We start from the raw sequence: 16,541 nt of genomic DNA, 5'->3' as shown, positions 1-16,541 counted from the left end.
CTCAGAACCGGTCCAGTTCGGGGAAGCGCACCTGGCCGCGGTGGATGTGCATCCGACCGAGCTCGGCGCAGCGGCAGAGTTGGGGGAAGACCTTGCCGGGGTTGAGCAGGCCCTGGTCGTCGAAGGCGCACTTCAGGCGCTGCTGCTGCTCGAGGTCGGCCGGACCGAACTGGACCTCCATCAGGTCGCGCTTCTCGACGCCGACGCCGTGCTCGCCGGTGAGCACCCCGCCCACCTCGACGCACAGGGTCAGGATGTCGGAGCCGAAGGCCTCGGCCTCTTCCAGTTGGCCGGGGATGTTGGCGTCGTAGAGCACCATCGGGTGCAGGTTGCCGTCGCCGGCGTGGAAGACGTTGGCGACGCCCAGGCCGTAGCTCTCCGACAGCTCGCGGATCCGCTGGAGCACCTGCGGCAGGGCCCGCCTGGGGATGGTGCCGTCCATGCAGTAGTAGTCCGGCGAGATCCGCCCGACCGCCGGGAAGGCCGCCTTGCGCCCGGCCCAGAACGCCTTGCGCTCGGCCTCGCTGTTGGACAGCTGCACCGTGCAGGCGCCGCAGGCCACGCCGATCCCGCGCACCACCTCGATCAGGTGGTCGACCTCGGCCGGCGGGCCGTCCAGCTCGACGATCAGCAGGGCGTCGACGTCCAGCGGATAGCCGACGTTGACGAAAGCCTCGGCGGCGTGGATCGCGGGGCGGTCCATCATCTCCATGGCGGCCGGAATGATGCCCTCGGCGATCACCTGGGCGACGCAGGCGCCGGCGGCCTCCACCTCGCGGAAGCCGAGCAGCAGGGCGCGCTGGGTCTCCGGGCTCTGCAGGATGCGCACGGTGACCTCGGTGACCACGCCCAGCAGGCCTTCGGAGCCGCAGATCACGCCCAGCAGGTCCAGGGCGGCCGGATCCAGGTGCTTGCCGCCCAGGCGCACGACCTCGCCGGTCATCAGCACCAGCTCGACGCCCAGCAGGTTGTTGGTGGTCATGCCGTACTTCAGGCAGTGCACGCCGCCGGAGTTCTCGGCGACGTTGCCGCCGATCGAGCAGGCGATCTGGCTGGACGGGTCCGGCGCATAATAGAAGCCGCGGTGCGACACCGCGTTGGTGATGGCGAGGTTGGTCACCCCCGGCTGCACCACCGCGCAGCGGTTGTCGTAGTCGAGGTCGAGGATGCGGTTGAACTTCGACAGCCCCAGCAGCACGCCGTCGGCCAGCGGCAGCGCCCCGCCGGACAGCGAGGTGCCGGCGCCGCGCGGCACCACCTTCACGCCGTGGGCGTGGCAGTAGGCGAGCACGGCCGAGACCTGCGCCACCGTCTCCGGCAGCACCACCACCAGCGGCCGCTGGCGATAGGCGGTCAGGCCGTCGCTCTCGTAGGCGCCGAGCTCGGCGTTGTCGGCGATGACGCCCTCGCCCGGCACGATGGCGCGCAGCGCCGCGATCAGCTCGCGGCGCCGTCCGATCACGCCGGCATCGGGTTCGGGCATCTGCATCGGATCAGCCCAGGTGGCGGAACGGGACCACCGTCTGATTCTGCTCGCCCAGTTTGGCGATTCCCACCTTCATCGTGTCGCCGGCCTTCAGATAGATCGGCACAGGCTTCTGGCCGAGGCCGACGCCGGGCGGCGTGCCGGTGGTGATGACGTCGCCGGGCGCCAGCGTCATGAACCGGCTGCAGTAGCTGACCAGCGCCGCGACCCCGAACACCATGGTCCTGGTGTTGCCGGTCTGCATGCGCTTGCCGTTGACGTCGAGCCACATGTCGAGGTCCTGCGGATCGCCGACCTCGTCGCCGGTGACCAGCCAGGGGCCGATCGGACCGAAGGTGTCGCAGCCCTTGCCCTTGTCCCAGGTGCCGCCGCGCTCCAGCTGGTATTCGCGCTCCGAGAGGTCGTTCACCGTCACGTAGCCGGCGACGTAGCTCAGCGCGTCACTCTCTTCGACGTAGCGGGCGGTCTTGCCGATCACCACGCCCAGCTCGACTTCCCAGTCGGACTTCACCGAGTCCTTGGGCAGCATCACCTCGTCGTCCGGGCCCTGGATGCAGGTCGTCGACTTCATGAACACGATCGGCTCGGTCGGCACCGGCATGTTGGATTCCGCAGCGTGGTCGGAGAAGTTCAGGCCGATGGCCAGGAACTTGCCGACGCCGGTGAGCGGCGCGCCGTAGCGGACGTTCCCCTCGACCTTCGGCAGGCTGTTCGGGTCGATGGCCGCCAGGCGCTTCAGGCCCTCGGGCGACAGCTCCGCCGGGGTGATGTCGGCCACATGGCCGGAGAGGTCGCGGATCGCGCCCGAGGCGTCGATCAGGCCGGGCTTCTCGGCGCCGGCGGGTCCATAGCGAAGCAGCTTCATCTATCGGCTCACTTTCGAGGTCGGTCTTTGGCTAGTGATTGTGGCGCGGCGTGGTCCGGGCGACGCCGCGGTACTTGACGGCGAACTCCAGCACCGCGCCGTCGGCCAGCTGGCCGACATGGGCGCGGTAGAGCTCCTGCCAAGGCGTCTGGCTGGGCGGATGGTCGGTGACGGGCGTCCGTTGGGCAAGCTCCGCCTCGTCCACCAGCAGGTCGCAGCGGCGCTGGGTGAGGTCGATGCGGATCCGGTCGCCGGTGCGCAGCAGGGAGAGGCCGCCGCCGATCGCCGCCTCGGGCGTGGCGTGCAGGATGGCCGGGCTGTCGGAGGTGCCGGACTGCCGGCCGTCGCCGATCACCGGCAGGCTGGCGACGCCGCGGCGGATCAGTTCGTCGGGGGGCTGCATGTTGACCACCTCCGCGGACCCCGGCCAGCCGACGGGGCCGGCCCCGCGCACCACCAGGATCGAGTTCTCGTCGATCCCGAGCACCGGGTCGTTGATGCGGTGGTGATAGTCCTCGGCGCTGTCGAACACCACCGCCACGCCTTCGAAGACGCCTTCACGGCCGGGGGTCGAGAGGTAACGGGCGCGGAATTCCTCGGAGATCACGCTGGTCTTCATCAGCGCGAAGTCGAACAGGTTGCCCGACAGCACCACGAAGCCGGCGTCGGTCTTCAGCGGATCGTCGAAGCGGCGGATCATCTCGCGGTCGTGGGTCTCGCGGCCCTCGACGTTCTCGCGCATCGTGCGGCCGCTGACGGTGATCCGGTCGGCGTTGAGCTTGCCGGCCTGCAGCAGCTCCCAGAGGATCGCCGGGGTGCCGCCCGCGCGGTGGAACCGCTCGCCCAGGTACTGGCCGGCCGGCTGCATGTTGAGGATCAGCGGCAGCGGATAGCCGTGCTCCACCCAGTCGTCGGCGGTGATCTCCACGCCGGCGTGCCGGGCCATGGCGGAGATGTGCGGCTGGGCGTTGGTGGAGCCGCCGATGACGGTGGTCAGGGCGATGGCGTCCAGGAAGGCCTCGCGCGTCAGGATCTGCGACGGCTTAAGGTCCTCATAGGCCATCTCGACGATGCGCTTGCCGGTCTCGTAGGCCATCTGGCCGCGCTCGCGGTAGGGCGCGGGGATCGCCGAACAGCCGGGCAGCGACAGCCCCAGCGCCTCGGCGATGGCGTTCATCGTCGAGGCCGTGCCCATGGTGTTGCAGTGGCCGATGGAGGGCGCCGAAGCCGCCGCCAGGTCGATGAACTCTTCTTCGGTGATCTCGCCGGCGGCGAGCTTGCGCCGCGAGCGCCAGATCACCGTGCCGGACCCCACCAGCTCACCCTCGTGCCAGCCGTCCAGCATCGGGCCGCCGGAGAGCACGATGGCCGGGATATCCACCGTCGAGGCGGCCATGATCCCGCTGGGCGTGGTCTTGTCGCAGCCGGTGGTCAGCACGACGGCGTCGAGCGGATAGCCGTGGAGGGTCTCCACCAGCCCCAGATAGGCGAGGTTGCGGTCGAGCGCCGCGGTCGGCCGGCGGCAGTTCTCGAAGATCGGGTGGACCGGGAACTCCATCGGGATGCCGCCGGCGTCGCGGATGCCCTCGCGGGTGCGCTTGGCCAGCTCGATGTGGCCCCGGTTGCACGGCGACAGGTCGCTGCCGGTCTGGGCGATGCCGATGATCGGCCGCCCCGACCGCAGTTCGGCCGGGGTCAGCCCGTAATTCATGAACCGCTCGAGATAGACCGCGGTCATGTCGCTGCGGCTGGAGTCGGCGAACCACTCGCGCGAGCGGAACGGCCGCACGGGCGTGCGTTCGCTCATCGACTACTTCGCGGTCCAGCCGCCGTCGATGACGACGTCCGTGCCGGTGATGAAGCCGGCCAGGTCCGAGCACAGGTAGCAGGCCAGGCCGCCGATCTCCTCGACCTTGCCCCAGCGGCCGACCGGCAGGTTGGCCAGGAAGTTGGCGTTGGCGGTCGGGTCGTTCATCACCGGCGCGTTCATCTCGGTGCCGAACGGGCCCGGGCTGATGCCGTTGACGGTGATCCCCTCGCCCGCGACTTCCAGCGCCAGCGCGCGGTTGAAGCCCAGCAGCGCGGTCTTGGCCGAGGAATAGGGCGTGCGCTGCGGCAGCGACACGTGGCTGAGCATCGAGGTCATGTTGATCACCCGGCCGTAGCCGGTGCCCAGCATGCCGGGCAGGAAGCCGCGGGTGACCAGGAAGGTGGAGACCAGGCTGGAATCCACGACGCTGCGGAACTCCTCCAGGCTGAGGTCGACCAGGTTCTTGCGCAGGTTGGTGCCGGCGTTGTTGATGACGATCTGCGGCTTGCCGAGCTTGGCGCCGACTTCTTCGACGATGCGCGCCACGTCGGCTTCGTTGGTGACGTCGCCGGTGAACCAGGCCGCCTTGCCGCCCTTGGCCTCGAGGTCCGACTTCACCTGCTCAAGCCGCGCCTTGTCGCGCGCCACCAGGGCGATGGTCGCGCCGGCGCCGGCGAGCGCATGGGCCATGGCCTCGCCCAGCCCGCGGCTGCCGCCGGTGATGACCGCAACCCGGCCCGAAAGGTCGATTTTCATAATGTCTACTGTCCGTCTGGGGAGGTTACGCGAAGAAGGAAGGTGTCAGGGCGTGCCGAGCGACGGCGCATTGCCGGCGATCAGCGGCGCCTCGGCGTTGCGCCGGGCGATCTTGTCGGGGTCGAGATAGAGCCAGCAGACCGCGGAGATACAGGCCGAGCCCACCATCACATAAAGCAGCGCGTTCCAGTCGTTGCCGGACCGCTGCAGGATGATCCCGCTGACCACCGGGGCCACGAAGCCGGCGAGGTTGCCCATCATGTTCATGGTGGCCGCGACCGTCGCGGTATAGCGCCGGCCGATCTCCACGCAGGTGTTCCACGAGATCGGCATGGTCAGGTCGCTGCAGAAGCTGGCGATCGCCATGGCGACCATGGCCAGGCCGACGCTGTGGATGCGGGTCACCGCGAACAGCAGCACCGCCGTCGCCGCGAAGCCGCCGAACGCCACCCAGCGCCGCGGGATCTTCAGCGGCAGCAGGCCGGAGATCAGCGAGCCGAAGCCGCCGAACAGCAGCGGCAGCACCGCATAGCCGGCCGCCTGCGTCGCGGTCAGGCTCCAGGCCTCCTTCAGGTAGGTCGGCAGCCAGGTGACGTAGAAGTACCAGACGAAGGAGAAGCAGAAGTACTGGATGACCAGCACCAGCACCGCGGGCTTCAGGAACAGCGAGCCCCACTTGACGCTGTGGTCGCCGGCGATGGCGCGCGAGCCTTCGAGCAGCTTCAGCTCCTCGGCGTTGACGCCCTTGTGCTGGGCCGGGTCGTCCTTGAAGAAGCGCAGGAAGAAGCCCAGCCAGACGACGCCCATCAGGCCGAAGGCCACGAAGGCGTAGCGCCAGCCGAAGGCGGTGATCGCCAAGAGCGCCAGCGGCGGCGTCACCGCCCCGCCCCAGCGCGTGAAGGCCCACATCAGCGCCTGCGCCTTCACCCGCTCGCCGGCCGGAAGCCAGACCGACAGCATCTTGGTGAGGTTCGGGAAGCAGCCCGCTTCGCCGGCCCCGAACAGGAAGCGGATGCCCCACAGCGCCGAGGCGTTCCACGCCGCGCCCGTGAGCGCGGTGAACACCGACCACAGCAGCACGATCTGGGTCAGCACCCGGCGCACGCCCAGGCGGTCGCCCAGGGTGCCCATGGGGATCTCGAAGATGGCGTAGGACAGGCCGAAGGCGCCGAAGATGGCGCCCATCTGGGCCTTGTTGAGGTGCATGTCGGCCGAGATCGGGCCGGCCGCCTGGGAAATCGCCACGCGCTGGACATAGGCCAGCATGGCCAGGGTCAGGGCGAAACCGATGACCCCGTAGCGCGCGCGGCTGGCTTTCACGCCCGCACCGCCGGGTGACCGTGCGTCAAGTCATCGGCGGCCGTCGCCGCGACTGCGCCAAGCAGCGCCAATAGGCTGTTGCGGCGGTTCAGCGACGAGTCTGCGCGTTCCGATATCATTTGATCCATTCGAGACCCCCCTATCCTGCACTGTCCAGTCACGCCACAGCGCGCTTGGGCAGGTTATTCTTTATTGCTGGTCCCGGCAGGACGTTCGGATAGACTTGCGTCTTATCTGCCCTACCGGCCTCACCGCCAGCGTCGTCCGCGTGTGACCGAAACACGCTTTCCATCGACGGCGTGATCTGTATACTAAATACGGATTTGGGGGTGTCAACGGGGCCTGGGCCGGGCGGCCGAGTTTCTCGTCGACAGGTTTTGAGCAGAGAGATATGCCCGCACCGACAACCACACAGGTTTTTGAAAATCCGGTGGGCGGGGCTCCCTCCACCCTGAAGTCGTACGTTTACAACATGTTGCGCGACGCCATCGTCAGCGGCCGCTACCGGCCCGGCGCCCGGCTGAACGAAAGCCAGCTGGCGCGCGAATTCAACATCAGCCGCATCCCGATCCGCGAAGCGCTCATGCAGCTTCAGGAGCACGGGCTGGTGATGAACCACGAGCGGCGGGGCATGTTCGTCACCGAGCTCTCCGAAGAGGACGTGCAGCGGATCAACAGCCTGCGGGTGGTGCTGGAGGCCGAGGCGCTGCGCCTGTGCCGGGCCAACATGACCAAGCAGATCGCCGTGCGGCTCACCCACCTGGTCGAACAGATGGAAAACTGGGAGGCGTCGAGCGAGATCGACGCCGCCGACGTCGACCTCGAGTTCCACCGCACCATCTGGGCCGCGGCGGGCAACCCCTACCTGACCAAGACCCTGGACTCGCTCTCCACGGTGCTGTTCGCGCACACCGCCCTGGAGAACGTCGGCCATGACGCCATGCTGTGGCGGCTCAACCACCACCGCGACCTGCTGGACGTGGCGCTCGGCAAGTCCGAAGCCTCGGCCGAGGCGGCGGTGATCAGCCACCTGCGCATGCACTACAAGGACCCCGAGCGGTTCTCGAGCTTCAGCTCGGGCCTCCCCTCGGCCGGCCTACCGAAGAACTAGCCTGCACCCGGCGTGCGGCGACCGGGCGCAGGCCGATCCGAAACACTGGTGACACGACGAGCGGCCTTCCGGCCTGCGCCTTCGTGCGCCCCAAACACAACGTAGAGAGGAAGCTGGATGGGCGAGACATTGCTTGCGGCGGAAGCGGGTAGCTCCGGCAGGCGCCCGCTGGAAGGGCGGGTCGCCTTGGTCACGGGCTCCGGGCGTGGGCTCGGCCGCACGATCGCCGAGGCGCTGATGCGACTGGGCGCCGACCTGGTGCTGCACGACATCAACGAACAGGCTCCGGCCCAGTTCGGCGAGTTCGAGAGCCTGTCGGCCCTGGCCGCCGCGCTGACGCGCAACGCCAGCCGGGCGATGGCGGTGACCGGGGACATCACCGACAACGCGGCCGTCGAGAAGATGGTCGCCGCCGGGCAGGATCAGCTCGGCCCGATCTCCATCCTGGTGAACTGCGCCGGCGGCGATATCGGCGCGCGCGGCACCAAGCCCAATCCCAACACCCCGACGGACTTCGAGGTCGAGGACGTGCAGGCGGTGGTCAACCGCAACCTGATCGGCACCATGCTGATGTGCCGCGCCATCGCCCCCGGCATGGCCGCGCGCCAGCAGGGCTCGATCGTCAATGTCGGCTCCGTCTCGGCGCATGCCGGCATCGCGACGGAAGTCGGCTACGCCTGCGCCAAGGCCGCCGTCCTGCACTACACCCGCTGCCTGGCGCTGGAGATGCGCCCGCACGGGGTGCGCGTGAACGCCATCAGCCCCGGCCCGGCCAAGACCGCCCGCTTCCTGGCCACCCGCGAAACCGATCCGGTGATGATGGAGGAAGGCCCGTCGCTGGTCCGCTACGGCACGCCGAGCGAGATCGCCGACGCGGTGAGCTTCCTGTCGAGCGACGACGCCCGCTTCGTGAGCGGTCAGGTGCTGCGCGTCGACGGCGGCGCCGGCCTCTATCCCGGCTGAGGACTGGACCTATGAGTAACAGATTGAACGGCAAGACCTGCGTCGTGACCGCCGCGGGCCAGGGCATCGGCCGCGCCATCGCGGAGGCCTTCGTGCGCGAGGGCGCCACGGTGGTGGCCGTGGACCTGAAGCAGGAGCTGCTGGACGCCTGGGCCCCGGCCGCAGGGGTCGCCGCCCGGGCGGTGGACGCCACCGACGCGGCGGGCATCGCGGCGCTGGCCGCCGAGTTCCCGGAGACCTCCGTGCTGGTGAACAGCGTCGGCATGGTCGGCGTGAACACCATCCTGGACTGCGCGCCGGCGGACCTGGAGCTCGCCTTCCGGGTCAACGTGGTGACCATGTCCCACTCGATCCGCGCCTTCCTGCCGCGCATGCTCGAGCGGCGCGCCGGCTCGATCGTCAACGTCGCCTCGGTGGTGTCGTCGATCAAGGCCGCGCCGGACCGGTTCAGCTACGGCACCACCAAGGCCGCGGTGATCGGGCTGACCAAGTCTGTGGCCCGCGACTTCATCGCCTCGGGCGTGCGCTGCAACTCCATCAGCCCCGGCACGGTGGAGAGCCCGTCGCTGCAGGACCGGATGGCCGCGCAGGGCGACTTCGACAAGGCCCGCGCCGGCTTCATCGCCCGCCAGCCCATGGGCCGGCTGGGCACGCCGCAGGAGATCGCCGAGATCGCCGTGCTGCTGGCCTCCGACGAGGCCGGGTTCATGACGGGCGAGAACATCGTCATCGACGGCGGCATGAGCCTCTGATTTCGGCTGCGCCTGGCGTCGCGTTCATCGCAGCGTCAGGCGGCCTCCCCCAAAGCTGGAACGACAAGGAGACCTGAGTAGATGGCTTACCGGCTGTTGCTGACCACCACCCTGGCGCTGGCCTGCGCGGCCGCGTCGAGCGCGCTCGCCGCCTCCCCTGGCGAGACCCTGTTCCAACAACGCTGCTCGGTCTGCCATTCCATAGAGCCGGCGGCCGGCAAGATGGGCCCGCCGCTGAAGGGCGTGATCGGCCGCCCCGCCGGCTCGGTCGCCGGCTACGGCTACAGCGACGGCATGAAGAAGGCGCACTTCGCCTGGACGACCGCCCAGGTCGACAAGTTCCTGAAGGGCCCGGCCCAGCTCGTGCCCGGCACCAAGATGATGGTCAGCATCGGCGACGCCCAGCAACGCGCGGCGCTCGCCGCCTACCTGGCCTCGCAGAGCCCCGCCCAGCCCCGCAAGTAGGGGCTGCGCTCCGCCCCTACGGCTTGTGGGCCGCGGGGGCGGCCGCGCCGGCCGCCGTCGCCGGGAAGGCCTTGGCGAGATAGGTCGCGATCTGCGCCATCTGGTCGTCGGAGCCCTGCGCGCCGCGGTCGTGCATCATCTGCACGATCTCGTACCAGCCATCCTGGTCCAGCCGCTTCTGCGCGACGATTTCCAGGGCGTGACAGGCCGAGCAGGTGCGCACGGCCAGGTCGCGCCCGTCGCCGGGCGGCAGCAGGTTGGCGCCGGGCGGTTCCGGGGCGGCGGCGGGCTGGGCGACCGCCGCGCCTGCGACGAGCAGGGCGGCGGCGAGAGCAGGCAGGAAACTACGCAATGACATCACTCTCAGGCTGTGGGCGCCGTGGGCGCGCCTACGGAAGGCTGTAGACCACCAGCGCGTCGCTCTTCAGCGGCGCGCCGATCTGGCTGCCGCCGGTGGCGACGACGGCGACGTACTGCTTACCCTTGGCGTCCGAGTAGGTCATCGGCGTGGCGTAGCCGGACGCCGGCAGCCGATCTTCCCAGAGCTCTTTGCCGGTGCGGGTGTCGAAGGCGCGGAAGCGCTCGTCGTCGGTGGCCGCCACGAAGGTCAGGCCGGCCGCCGTGGTGATCGGACCGCCGAGGCCCGGACGGCCGGTGTTCTGGTGGCCGGCCGGCATGGACTCGGTCACCCCCAGCGTCGTGCGCCAGGCGATCTTGCCGGTGTCGAGGTCGACGGCGACCATCTGGCCCCAGGGCAGCGGGCCGCACGGCAGGTGGTTGTCGGCGTCCCAGAAGCGGCGGGTGCCGGCCAGCGGGCCGGAGTTGGAATAGCTGCCGTCCGGGTTCTGGACGATCCGCATCGGCTGGGCGAGGTTGTTCACGTTGACCACGAAGAGGTGCAGCTTCGGGTCCACGGCGCCGCCGTAGAAGTTCACGCCGCCCTGCGTACCGGGGAAGTTGACCGTGTAGCGGTTCAGGCGCGGCGCGGTGAACGGCTTGTCGGCGAGCAGCATGTTGTTGTCGTCGACCAGCTTCTCGCAATAGGCCTTATGCTCGGGCGTATCCTTGTAGAGGTTGTCGCGGCTGACGGTGATCTGCGACAGCGGCTCGGGCGCCACGGGGAACGGCTGGGTCGGCGAGTACTTCTCGCCGGGCACGTCGCCCGGCTCCACCGGCCGCTCCTCGACGCCGAAGATCGGCTTGCCGGTCACCCGGTCGAGGATGAACATCAGCCCGTTCTTGTTCACGGTGCCGACCGCGGGGATCACCTTGCCGTTCTTGTGGACGTCGAACAGGGTCGGCGGCGCCTGGGTGTCCATGTCCCAGACGTCGTGGTGCACGACCTGGAAGTGCCACAGGTACTTGCCGGTGTTGGCGTCCACCGCCACCAGCGAGGAGCCGTACAGGTTGTCGCCCGGACGATCGACGCCGACCCGGTCGTTGTTGGGCGCGCCGAACGGCATGTAGACGATGCCCCGTTGCGCATCGAGGGTCATGTGGCCCCAGACGTTGACCCCGGCCCGCAGCTTCCAGCTGTCGCCGCCCCAGGTCTCGTGGCCCTTCTCGCCGGGCTGCGGCACGGAGTGGAAGGTCCACACCAGCTTGCCCGTGCGCGCGTCCCAGGCCCGGCTATCGCCGCGCGGCCCGGGGCCGGCCATGGCCCCGCCCGGGCCTTCGCCCATGCCCGCGCCGGTGATGATCAGGTTCTTGTAGATCACCGGCGGCGACGGGATGAAGTAGTACTTGTCCATCCCGGTCTGCATGACTTCCGGGGTCTTGACGTTGACCGTCCCGTCGACGCCGAAGCCGGGGTTGGGCTTGCCGGTGGCGGCGTTGATCGACATCAGCTTGCCGTCGCGGGTGCCGAACACGATCGAGGCCGGCGCCTTGCCGTCGCCCGGCCAGTAGGAGACGCCGCGGATCGAGGGCACGTCGCCGTTGGGCAGTTCGAAGACCCACTTCTCCTTGCCGGTCGCCGAGTCCAGCGCCACGATCCGCCCGTACGGCGTGCCGAGGTACATGGTCGTGCCGATCACCAGCGGGATGGATTCGGAGGCGCGCAGGCCGGTCGGTCCGGTGCGGTGCGGGCCGATGGTCGGCGCTGCCGTCGCCGCGCGCTCCATCGCGGCCTTGGCCGCCGCGGCCGCGGCCGGCGTCTGCATGTGATAGGTCCAGGCGACCTTCAGCCCGCTGACGTTGGCCGGCGTGATCTGGGTCAGGGGCGAATAGCGCTCCCCGCCCGGGTCGTGGTGAACGCTGGGCCAGTCGCCCGGCCCGGCCAGAGCCGTCCCGCCCAAAGCCACCGCGGCGATGACGCCAAGCGACGCGCAGCCGAGCCGCCGCGCCGCGTAAGACTTGCTCTGGAACATTGACGCCCTTCCCCTTGTACGGCCGGTCGCAGGCCGTCGGCTCGCTTGCCTGAGGGCGCACCAGTCTTGGTTGGCGGCAACCTATCAGCGCGCCGTGGGCTGTCAACAAATCTGCATGCAGTATACAGTTTGAACCGGATCGGTTATGGTTACGGCATCCGTCGAACATGGGACGAACCTGGCGCCGACGCCGGTCGTCCCCTCGCGACGATGTGCCAAGCGGCCCCGGACCCACAGGAGTCGCCAACAGTCGATTGGAGGACTGGCGTGCGCCACAGGGAAGCTGAAGTGATCCCCGATGCGGTGTTGGCGGACGCCTTGGCGCGAACGCCTCTCGACCACTACGTCATCTGGACCGGCCGCGACCCGGCGGTGCAAAGCGGCTCGCTGCGGTCGCGGGCCTTCGCCTGCGTCTGCGAGGTCGGCGCGCCGGTCAGCCTGCGGACGCTGATGCAGCGGGCGTCGAAACTGGACGGCCAGGCCGGCCTGCATCCCGACGCCGTGCGCAGCGCCGTGCGGCTGCACCAGCAGGCCAAGCCCGCGGTCCTGCTGCTGGTGGAGCGCCGGCCCTCCGGCGACTATGTCGCGGTCGCCGACATTCCCTTCGCAGGCGCCCTCAACCGGCGGTTCTCCGCCGGCGAGGTCGTCCTCGATCGCCAGGGCGCGCGACGCTTCGACACCCTGGCCGACGCCGCCTGAGGCGGCCAATCCCCGTTTTCGCTTAACGCGCTGCGGCGGCCGCGGCGTGCAGCTTTCGGCTGACGATCCGCGGCGGGTTCACGGCGCTCGGCAGCGGACCGTTCGGCCGTTGCCAGCGCCACTCATAGGGCCGGAACCACACCCAGCCGCCCTCACTCAAACGCCGCGGCGCGAGCGCGAAGCTCCGGATCCACTGCGGCTCACTCACGTCACTCACCTTTCAATCCCGACTCAAAGAAGCGCCCCCACCGGCACCTTACATGGGCCGGGCCGGAGACGCTGCATCCTTGAGGTCACAGGGCGTCGGCGAGTCGCTTGTCGCGGCCGATGGAAAGCGACGCCGCCAGGTGGGCGCCGACGGTCAGGGCGATCATCGGGAACAGGGCCGCCAGGCCGATCAGCAGCGAATGCTCGCCGTACTGCGGCTTGGCGTGGTCGCTGATCATGCCCACGAACACCGGCCCGCCGCCCAGGCCCACCAGGTTGAGGATGAACAGCAGGATCGCCGAGGAGACGGTCCGCTGAGCCGGGGCGACGGCGTTCTGGATCACCGTGATCGCCGGCGCCAGGTACATGTTGTTCATCAGCGCCGGCACGGCCAGGAAGGCGAGCGCCACGCGCCAGTTCGGCGCCAGCAGGAAGCCGGCGAAGAACGGCACGCTGAGGGTGAAGGCGATGGCCGGCACCCAGGCGTACCAGCGGCGGTCGATCTGGCCGAGGCGGTCGACGATGAAGCCCGCGCCGAAGGTGCCGATCATGCCGGTGATCCCCATCACCAGGCTGTAGTAGACCGCGACGTCCTTGAGGCTCATCTCCTTGACGCGGATCAGGAACGCCGGGTTCCAGCTCAGCATGGCGTAGCCTACGAAGGCCGACAGGCCGCTCGAGATGGCGGTGAGCACCAGGGTGCGGTTGGCGAAGAAGCTGGCGATGGCGGCGCCGATCGGCGGGCTTGGCGGGTGCGCCGCGTGGCCGGCGGCCAACGCGTCGAGGCCGCCGCGCTTGGGCTCGCGCACCACCACCAGCAAGAGCAGCGCCAGCAGCACGCCCGGCAGGCCGACCACGAAGAAGGCCATCCGCCAGCCGTGGTTGGCGGCCACCCAGCCGCCCAGCGCCGAGCCGACCATCGACCCGGCCGGCACGCCCAGCGAATAGATGGCGAGGCCCGTGCCGCGCTCCTTCGGCGGGAAATAGTCGGAGATCAGGCTGTAGGACGGCGGCGAGCCGCCCGCCTCGCCGACGCCGACGAAGACCCGCGCCAGCGCCAGCTGGGTGAAGTTGGTGGCGAGGCCGCAGGCGGCGGTGAAGACGCTCCAGATGCCGCAGGCGGCGGCCATGATCCACACCCGCCGGGCGCGGTCGGCCAGCCAGGCCACCGGGATGCCGAACGTCGTGTAGAAGGCCGCGAACGCCAGGCCGGTGAGCATGCCGAGCTGGGTGTCGCTGAGCCCCAGGTCCTTGCGGATCGGCTCAGCCAGGATCGACATGATCTGCCGGTCCATGAAGTTGAAGGTGTAGACGATGGCCAGGAACCAGACGACCACATAGCGATAGCCGGTCGAGGTCCGGGCGCCGGGCGCGGCGGCGGCGGTCATAGGTTGTTCCCCCCTAGGGATCGCGACGCCGGCCAGTTTTCTGGCTCGAGGCGCGCCGCAGCTTGCGAAGTCTCGCACGCGACGGCGGCGCCCGAAAAGGGGGTATGTCGGCGGGCCCTGCGCTACCCGGCAGGCTTGGGCGGATAGAGGTGGGAGCCGCCGTTGGGGTCCTCGACCGTCAGCCCGCCCTCGCCTGTCGCCGTCAGGTAGTCGGGGCCGATCGGGACCTTGCCGTGGCCGCCGGGGATGTCGAGCACATAGGTCGGCTGACAGAGCCCGGAAATGGTCCCGCGCAGGGCGCGCATCACCGCCTGGCCCTCGGCGACGCCGACGCGCAGGTGGCCGGTGCCGGGCGCGAGGTCGCCGTGGTGCAGGTAATAGGGCTTGATCCGCGTCTCGACGAAGGCCCGCATGAGGGCGCCCAGCGCCTCCGGCTCGTCGTTGACGCCGCGCAGCAGCACGGTCTGGCCGAGCATCGGAATGCCGGCGTCGACGATGCGGGCGCAGGCGGCGCGGGCGGCGGGAGTCAGTTCGCGGGCGTGGTTGGCGTGCAGCGCCACATAGACCGCCTGGGTCGGGCTCTTCAGCGCCGCCACCAGGGCCGGCGTCACCGCCTGCGGGTCCACCGCCGGCACGCGGGTGTGGAAGCGGACCACCTTGACGTGGTCGATGGCCGACAGCCGCTTCATCAGCGCGCCCAGCCGGCGCGGCGACAGCACGAACGGGTCGCCGCCGGTGAGGATCACCTCCCAGATCTCCGGGCGCCCGGCGATGTAGGCCAGCGCCGCGTCCAGGGCGGCGGGCGACAGCGCCCTCACCCCGCCCGGCCCCACCATCTCGCGGCGGAAGCAGAACCGGCAGTAGACCGCGCAGGTGTGGGTGATCTTCAGCAGCACCCGGTCGGGATAGCGGTGGACGATCCCCTCGACCGGGCTGTGGGTGTCATCGCCCACCGGATCGGCGGCCTCGACGGCCTGGACCTCCAGTTCGGCGGCCGACGGCGTGAACTGGCGCGCGATGGGATCGGCGAGGTCGGTGGGATCGATCAGGTCCGCCATCGCCGGGGTGATCGCCACCGCATATTGCGCGGCGACCCGCTCCAGGGCCGCCAGCTGCCCGGGCGCGACGAGGCCGGCGCGAATGAGCGCCTCTGCGCTGCGGAGGGGGTTGGCGGCGGCGGTCATGGGGTCCGGCCGCATATGGCCCGAACGGGCCTGCGGGGCAATGTCAGCCGATCTCGGCGACCGGCGCCCACAGGACCTGCTCGATCCGCTCGGCGCCCGTGGCCAGCATCGCCAGCCGGTCGAAGCCCAGCGCCGCGCCGCTGGCCGGCGGCATCTGGGCGAGCGCCGCCAGGAAGTCCTCGTCGAGCGGATAGCGCTCGCCGTAAACCCGCGCCTTTTCAGCCATTTCCGCCTCGAACCTGCGGCGCTGCTCGGCGGCGTCGGTGAGTTCCCCGAAGGCGTTCGCCAGCTCCACCCCGCAGGCGTAGAGCTCGAACCGCTCGGCGACCTTCGGCTGGCCAGGCTTGGGCCGCGCCAGCGCCGCCTCGGGCGTCGGATATTCGCAGAGCACGGTCGCCCGCCCCTCCCCCAGCCGCGGCTCGATCCGCTCCACCAGCACCCGACTGAAGACGTCCGACCAGGTGTCGTCGGCCACCACCCGCACGCCGGCGGCGGTCGCCGCTGCGGCCAGGGCGTGGCGATCGGTGTCGCCGCCGTCGGCGATGGTGGCCAGCAGGTCGAGGCCGGCGAAGCGCTCGAAGGCCTCGGCGACGGTCACCCGCTCCGGCTCGGCGAACGGATCGGCGCTGCGGCCACGGAAGCTGAAGGTCCGCGCGCCCGTGGTCTCGGCGGCGAGCCGCAGCAGCGCCGCGCAGTCGTCCATCAGCGTCTCGTAGGGCGCCTCGGCGCGGTACCATTCCAGGAGGGTGAACTCCGGATGGTGCAGCGGCCCGCGCTCCCGATTGCGCCACACCTTGGCGAAGTCGAAGATCCTGGTCTCGCCTGCGGCCAGCAGCTTCTTGCAGGCGAACTCCGGCGAGGTGTGCAGGTAGAGCGTCTCACGCTCGCCGGCCGGGCCGGTGATCTCGGTGGCGAAGGCGTGCAGGTGGGCCTCGTTGCCGGGCGAAACCTGCAGCGCCGCGGTCTCCACCTCCACGAAGCCCTGCCCCTCGAACCAGCCGCGCACGGCGCGGGTCAGCGCGTTGCGCGCCAGCAGGAACGGCCGGCGGTCGCGGTGTCTTTCGGGCGCCCACCAGGGCGATGCGGCAGGTTCGTCCAAAGGTGCGACCGGCGGGGGGCTGGAGATTTCGGCGTCAATCGCTATAGGGGCGCGACAACCAATTGAT

The 16,541-nt window shown here is 70.0% G+C and carries 15 protein-coding genes; 5 read left to right on the top strand and 10 right to left on the bottom strand.

Annotated features, from left to right (window positions below):
- Window position 1: 1 nt before the first annotated feature.
- The 5 genes from DJ021_RS13025 to DJ021_RS13005 are packed head-to-tail and all read right to left on the bottom strand — an operon-like array spanning window position 2 to window position 6,237.
- Window positions 2–1,483 (bottom strand): FAD-linked oxidase C-terminal domain-containing protein, encoded by a 1,482-nt coding sequence (locus tag DJ021_RS13025; protein ID WP_207801836.1) that lies wholly within the window; start codon window positions 1,481–1,483, stop codon window positions 2–4.
- Between the two features lie 10 nt (window positions 1,484–1,493).
- Complete coding sequence (locus tag DJ021_RS13020) at window positions 1,494–2,351, bottom strand: 2,4-didehydro-3-deoxy-L-rhamnonate hydrolase (protein ID WP_111457958.1); 858 nt, start codon at window positions 2,349–2,351, stop codon at window positions 1,494–1,496.
- Between the two features lie 31 nt (window positions 2,352–2,382).
- Window positions 2,383–4,158, bottom strand: coding sequence for an IlvD/Edd family dehydratase (locus DJ021_RS13015; RefSeq protein ID WP_111457957.1), 1,776 nt, complete (start codon window positions 4,156–4,158; stop codon window positions 2,383–2,385).
- Between the two features lie 3 nt (window positions 4,159–4,161).
- The gene (locus DJ021_RS13010; RefSeq protein ID WP_111457956.1) at window positions 4,162–4,917 is read right to left on the bottom strand and encodes an SDR family NAD(P)-dependent oxidoreductase; all 756 of its coding nucleotides are present in this window, start codon (window positions 4,915–4,917) and stop codon (window positions 4,162–4,164) included.
- A gap of 45 nt (window positions 4,918–4,962) precedes the next feature.
- Window positions 4,963–6,237, bottom strand: coding sequence for an MFS transporter (locus DJ021_RS13005; protein WP_111457955.1), 1,275 nt, complete (start codon window positions 6,235–6,237; stop codon window positions 4,963–4,965).
- 430 nt (window positions 6,238–6,667) lie between these two features.
- Between DJ021_RS13005 and DJ021_RS13000 the strand changes: the two genes are divergently transcribed.
- From DJ021_RS13000 to DJ021_RS12985, 4 genes are all read left to right on the top strand, one after another.
- Complete coding sequence (locus tag DJ021_RS13000; RefSeq protein ID WP_165837209.1) at window positions 6,668–7,348, top strand: GntR family transcriptional regulator; 681 nt, start codon at window positions 6,668–6,670, stop codon at window positions 7,346–7,348.
- Window positions 7,349–7,534: 186 nt separating this feature from the next.
- Complete coding sequence (locus DJ021_RS12995) at window positions 7,535–8,311, top strand: SDR family NAD(P)-dependent oxidoreductase (RefSeq protein WP_207801835.1); 777 nt, start codon at window positions 7,535–7,537, stop codon at window positions 8,309–8,311.
- Between the two features lie 11 nt (window positions 8,312–8,322).
- The gene (locus DJ021_RS12990) at window positions 8,323–9,063 is read left to right on the top strand and encodes an SDR family oxidoreductase (protein ID WP_111457952.1); all 741 of its coding nucleotides are present in this window, start codon (window positions 8,323–8,325) and stop codon (window positions 9,061–9,063) included.
- A gap of 81 nt (window positions 9,064–9,144) precedes the next feature.
- A complete protein-coding gene (locus tag DJ021_RS12985; protein ID WP_111457951.1) occupies window positions 9,145–9,528 on the top strand; it encodes a c-type cytochrome in 384 nt (127 codons plus the stop codon).
- 16 nt (window positions 9,529–9,544) lie between these two features.
- Here DJ021_RS12985 and DJ021_RS12980 read toward each other — a convergent pair whose 3' ends face one another.
- Both DJ021_RS12980 and DJ021_RS12975 read right to left on the bottom strand, forming a co-directional pair.
- Complete coding sequence (locus DJ021_RS12980) at window positions 9,545–9,886, bottom strand: c-type cytochrome (protein WP_133255007.1); 342 nt, start codon at window positions 9,884–9,886, stop codon at window positions 9,545–9,547.
- Between the two features lie 31 nt (window positions 9,887–9,917).
- Window positions 9,918–11,897, bottom strand: coding sequence for a pyrroloquinoline quinone-dependent dehydrogenase (locus DJ021_RS12975; RefSeq protein WP_111457949.1), 1,980 nt, complete (start codon window positions 11,895–11,897; stop codon window positions 9,918–9,920).
- A 267-nt stretch (window positions 11,898–12,164) separates the two neighbouring features.
- On the opposite strand from DJ021_RS12975, the gene DJ021_RS12970 reads away from it, so the two are divergent.
- On the top strand, window positions 12,165–12,596 hold the full coding sequence (locus tag DJ021_RS12970; protein WP_133255006.1) for a hypothetical protein: 432 nt from the start codon (window positions 12,165–12,167) through the stop codon (window positions 12,594–12,596).
- Window positions 12,597–12,889: 293 nt separating this feature from the next.
- Here DJ021_RS12970 and DJ021_RS12965 read toward each other — a convergent pair whose 3' ends face one another.
- The 3 genes from DJ021_RS12965 to epmA all read right to left on the bottom strand — a co-directional run bounded on the left by DJ021_RS12965 (window position 12,890) and on the right by epmA (window position 16,474).
- Complete coding sequence (locus tag DJ021_RS12965; protein WP_111457947.1) at window positions 12,890–14,191, bottom strand: spinster family MFS transporter; 1,302 nt, start codon at window positions 14,189–14,191, stop codon at window positions 12,890–12,892.
- 122 nt (window positions 14,192–14,313) lie between these two features.
- Complete coding sequence (locus tag DJ021_RS12960; protein WP_111457946.1) at window positions 14,314–15,375, bottom strand: lysine-2,3-aminomutase-like protein; 1,062 nt, start codon at window positions 15,373–15,375, stop codon at window positions 14,314–14,316.
- A gap of 43 nt (window positions 15,376–15,418) precedes the next feature.
- On the bottom strand, window positions 15,419–16,474 hold the full coding sequence (gene epmA, locus DJ021_RS12955) for an EF-P lysine aminoacylase EpmA (RefSeq protein ID WP_111457945.1): 1,056 nt from the start codon (window positions 16,472–16,474) through the stop codon (window positions 15,419–15,421).
- Between the last annotated feature and the right edge of the window lie 67 nt (window positions 16,475–16,541).

The sequence above is a fragment of the Phenylobacterium hankyongense genome (genome assembly GCF_003254505.1).
GTDB classification, from domain to species: Bacteria; Pseudomonadota; Alphaproteobacteria; order Caulobacterales; family Caulobacteraceae; genus Phenylobacterium; species Phenylobacterium hankyongense.
This window is presented reverse-complemented; position numbering and strand designations above follow the sequence as displayed.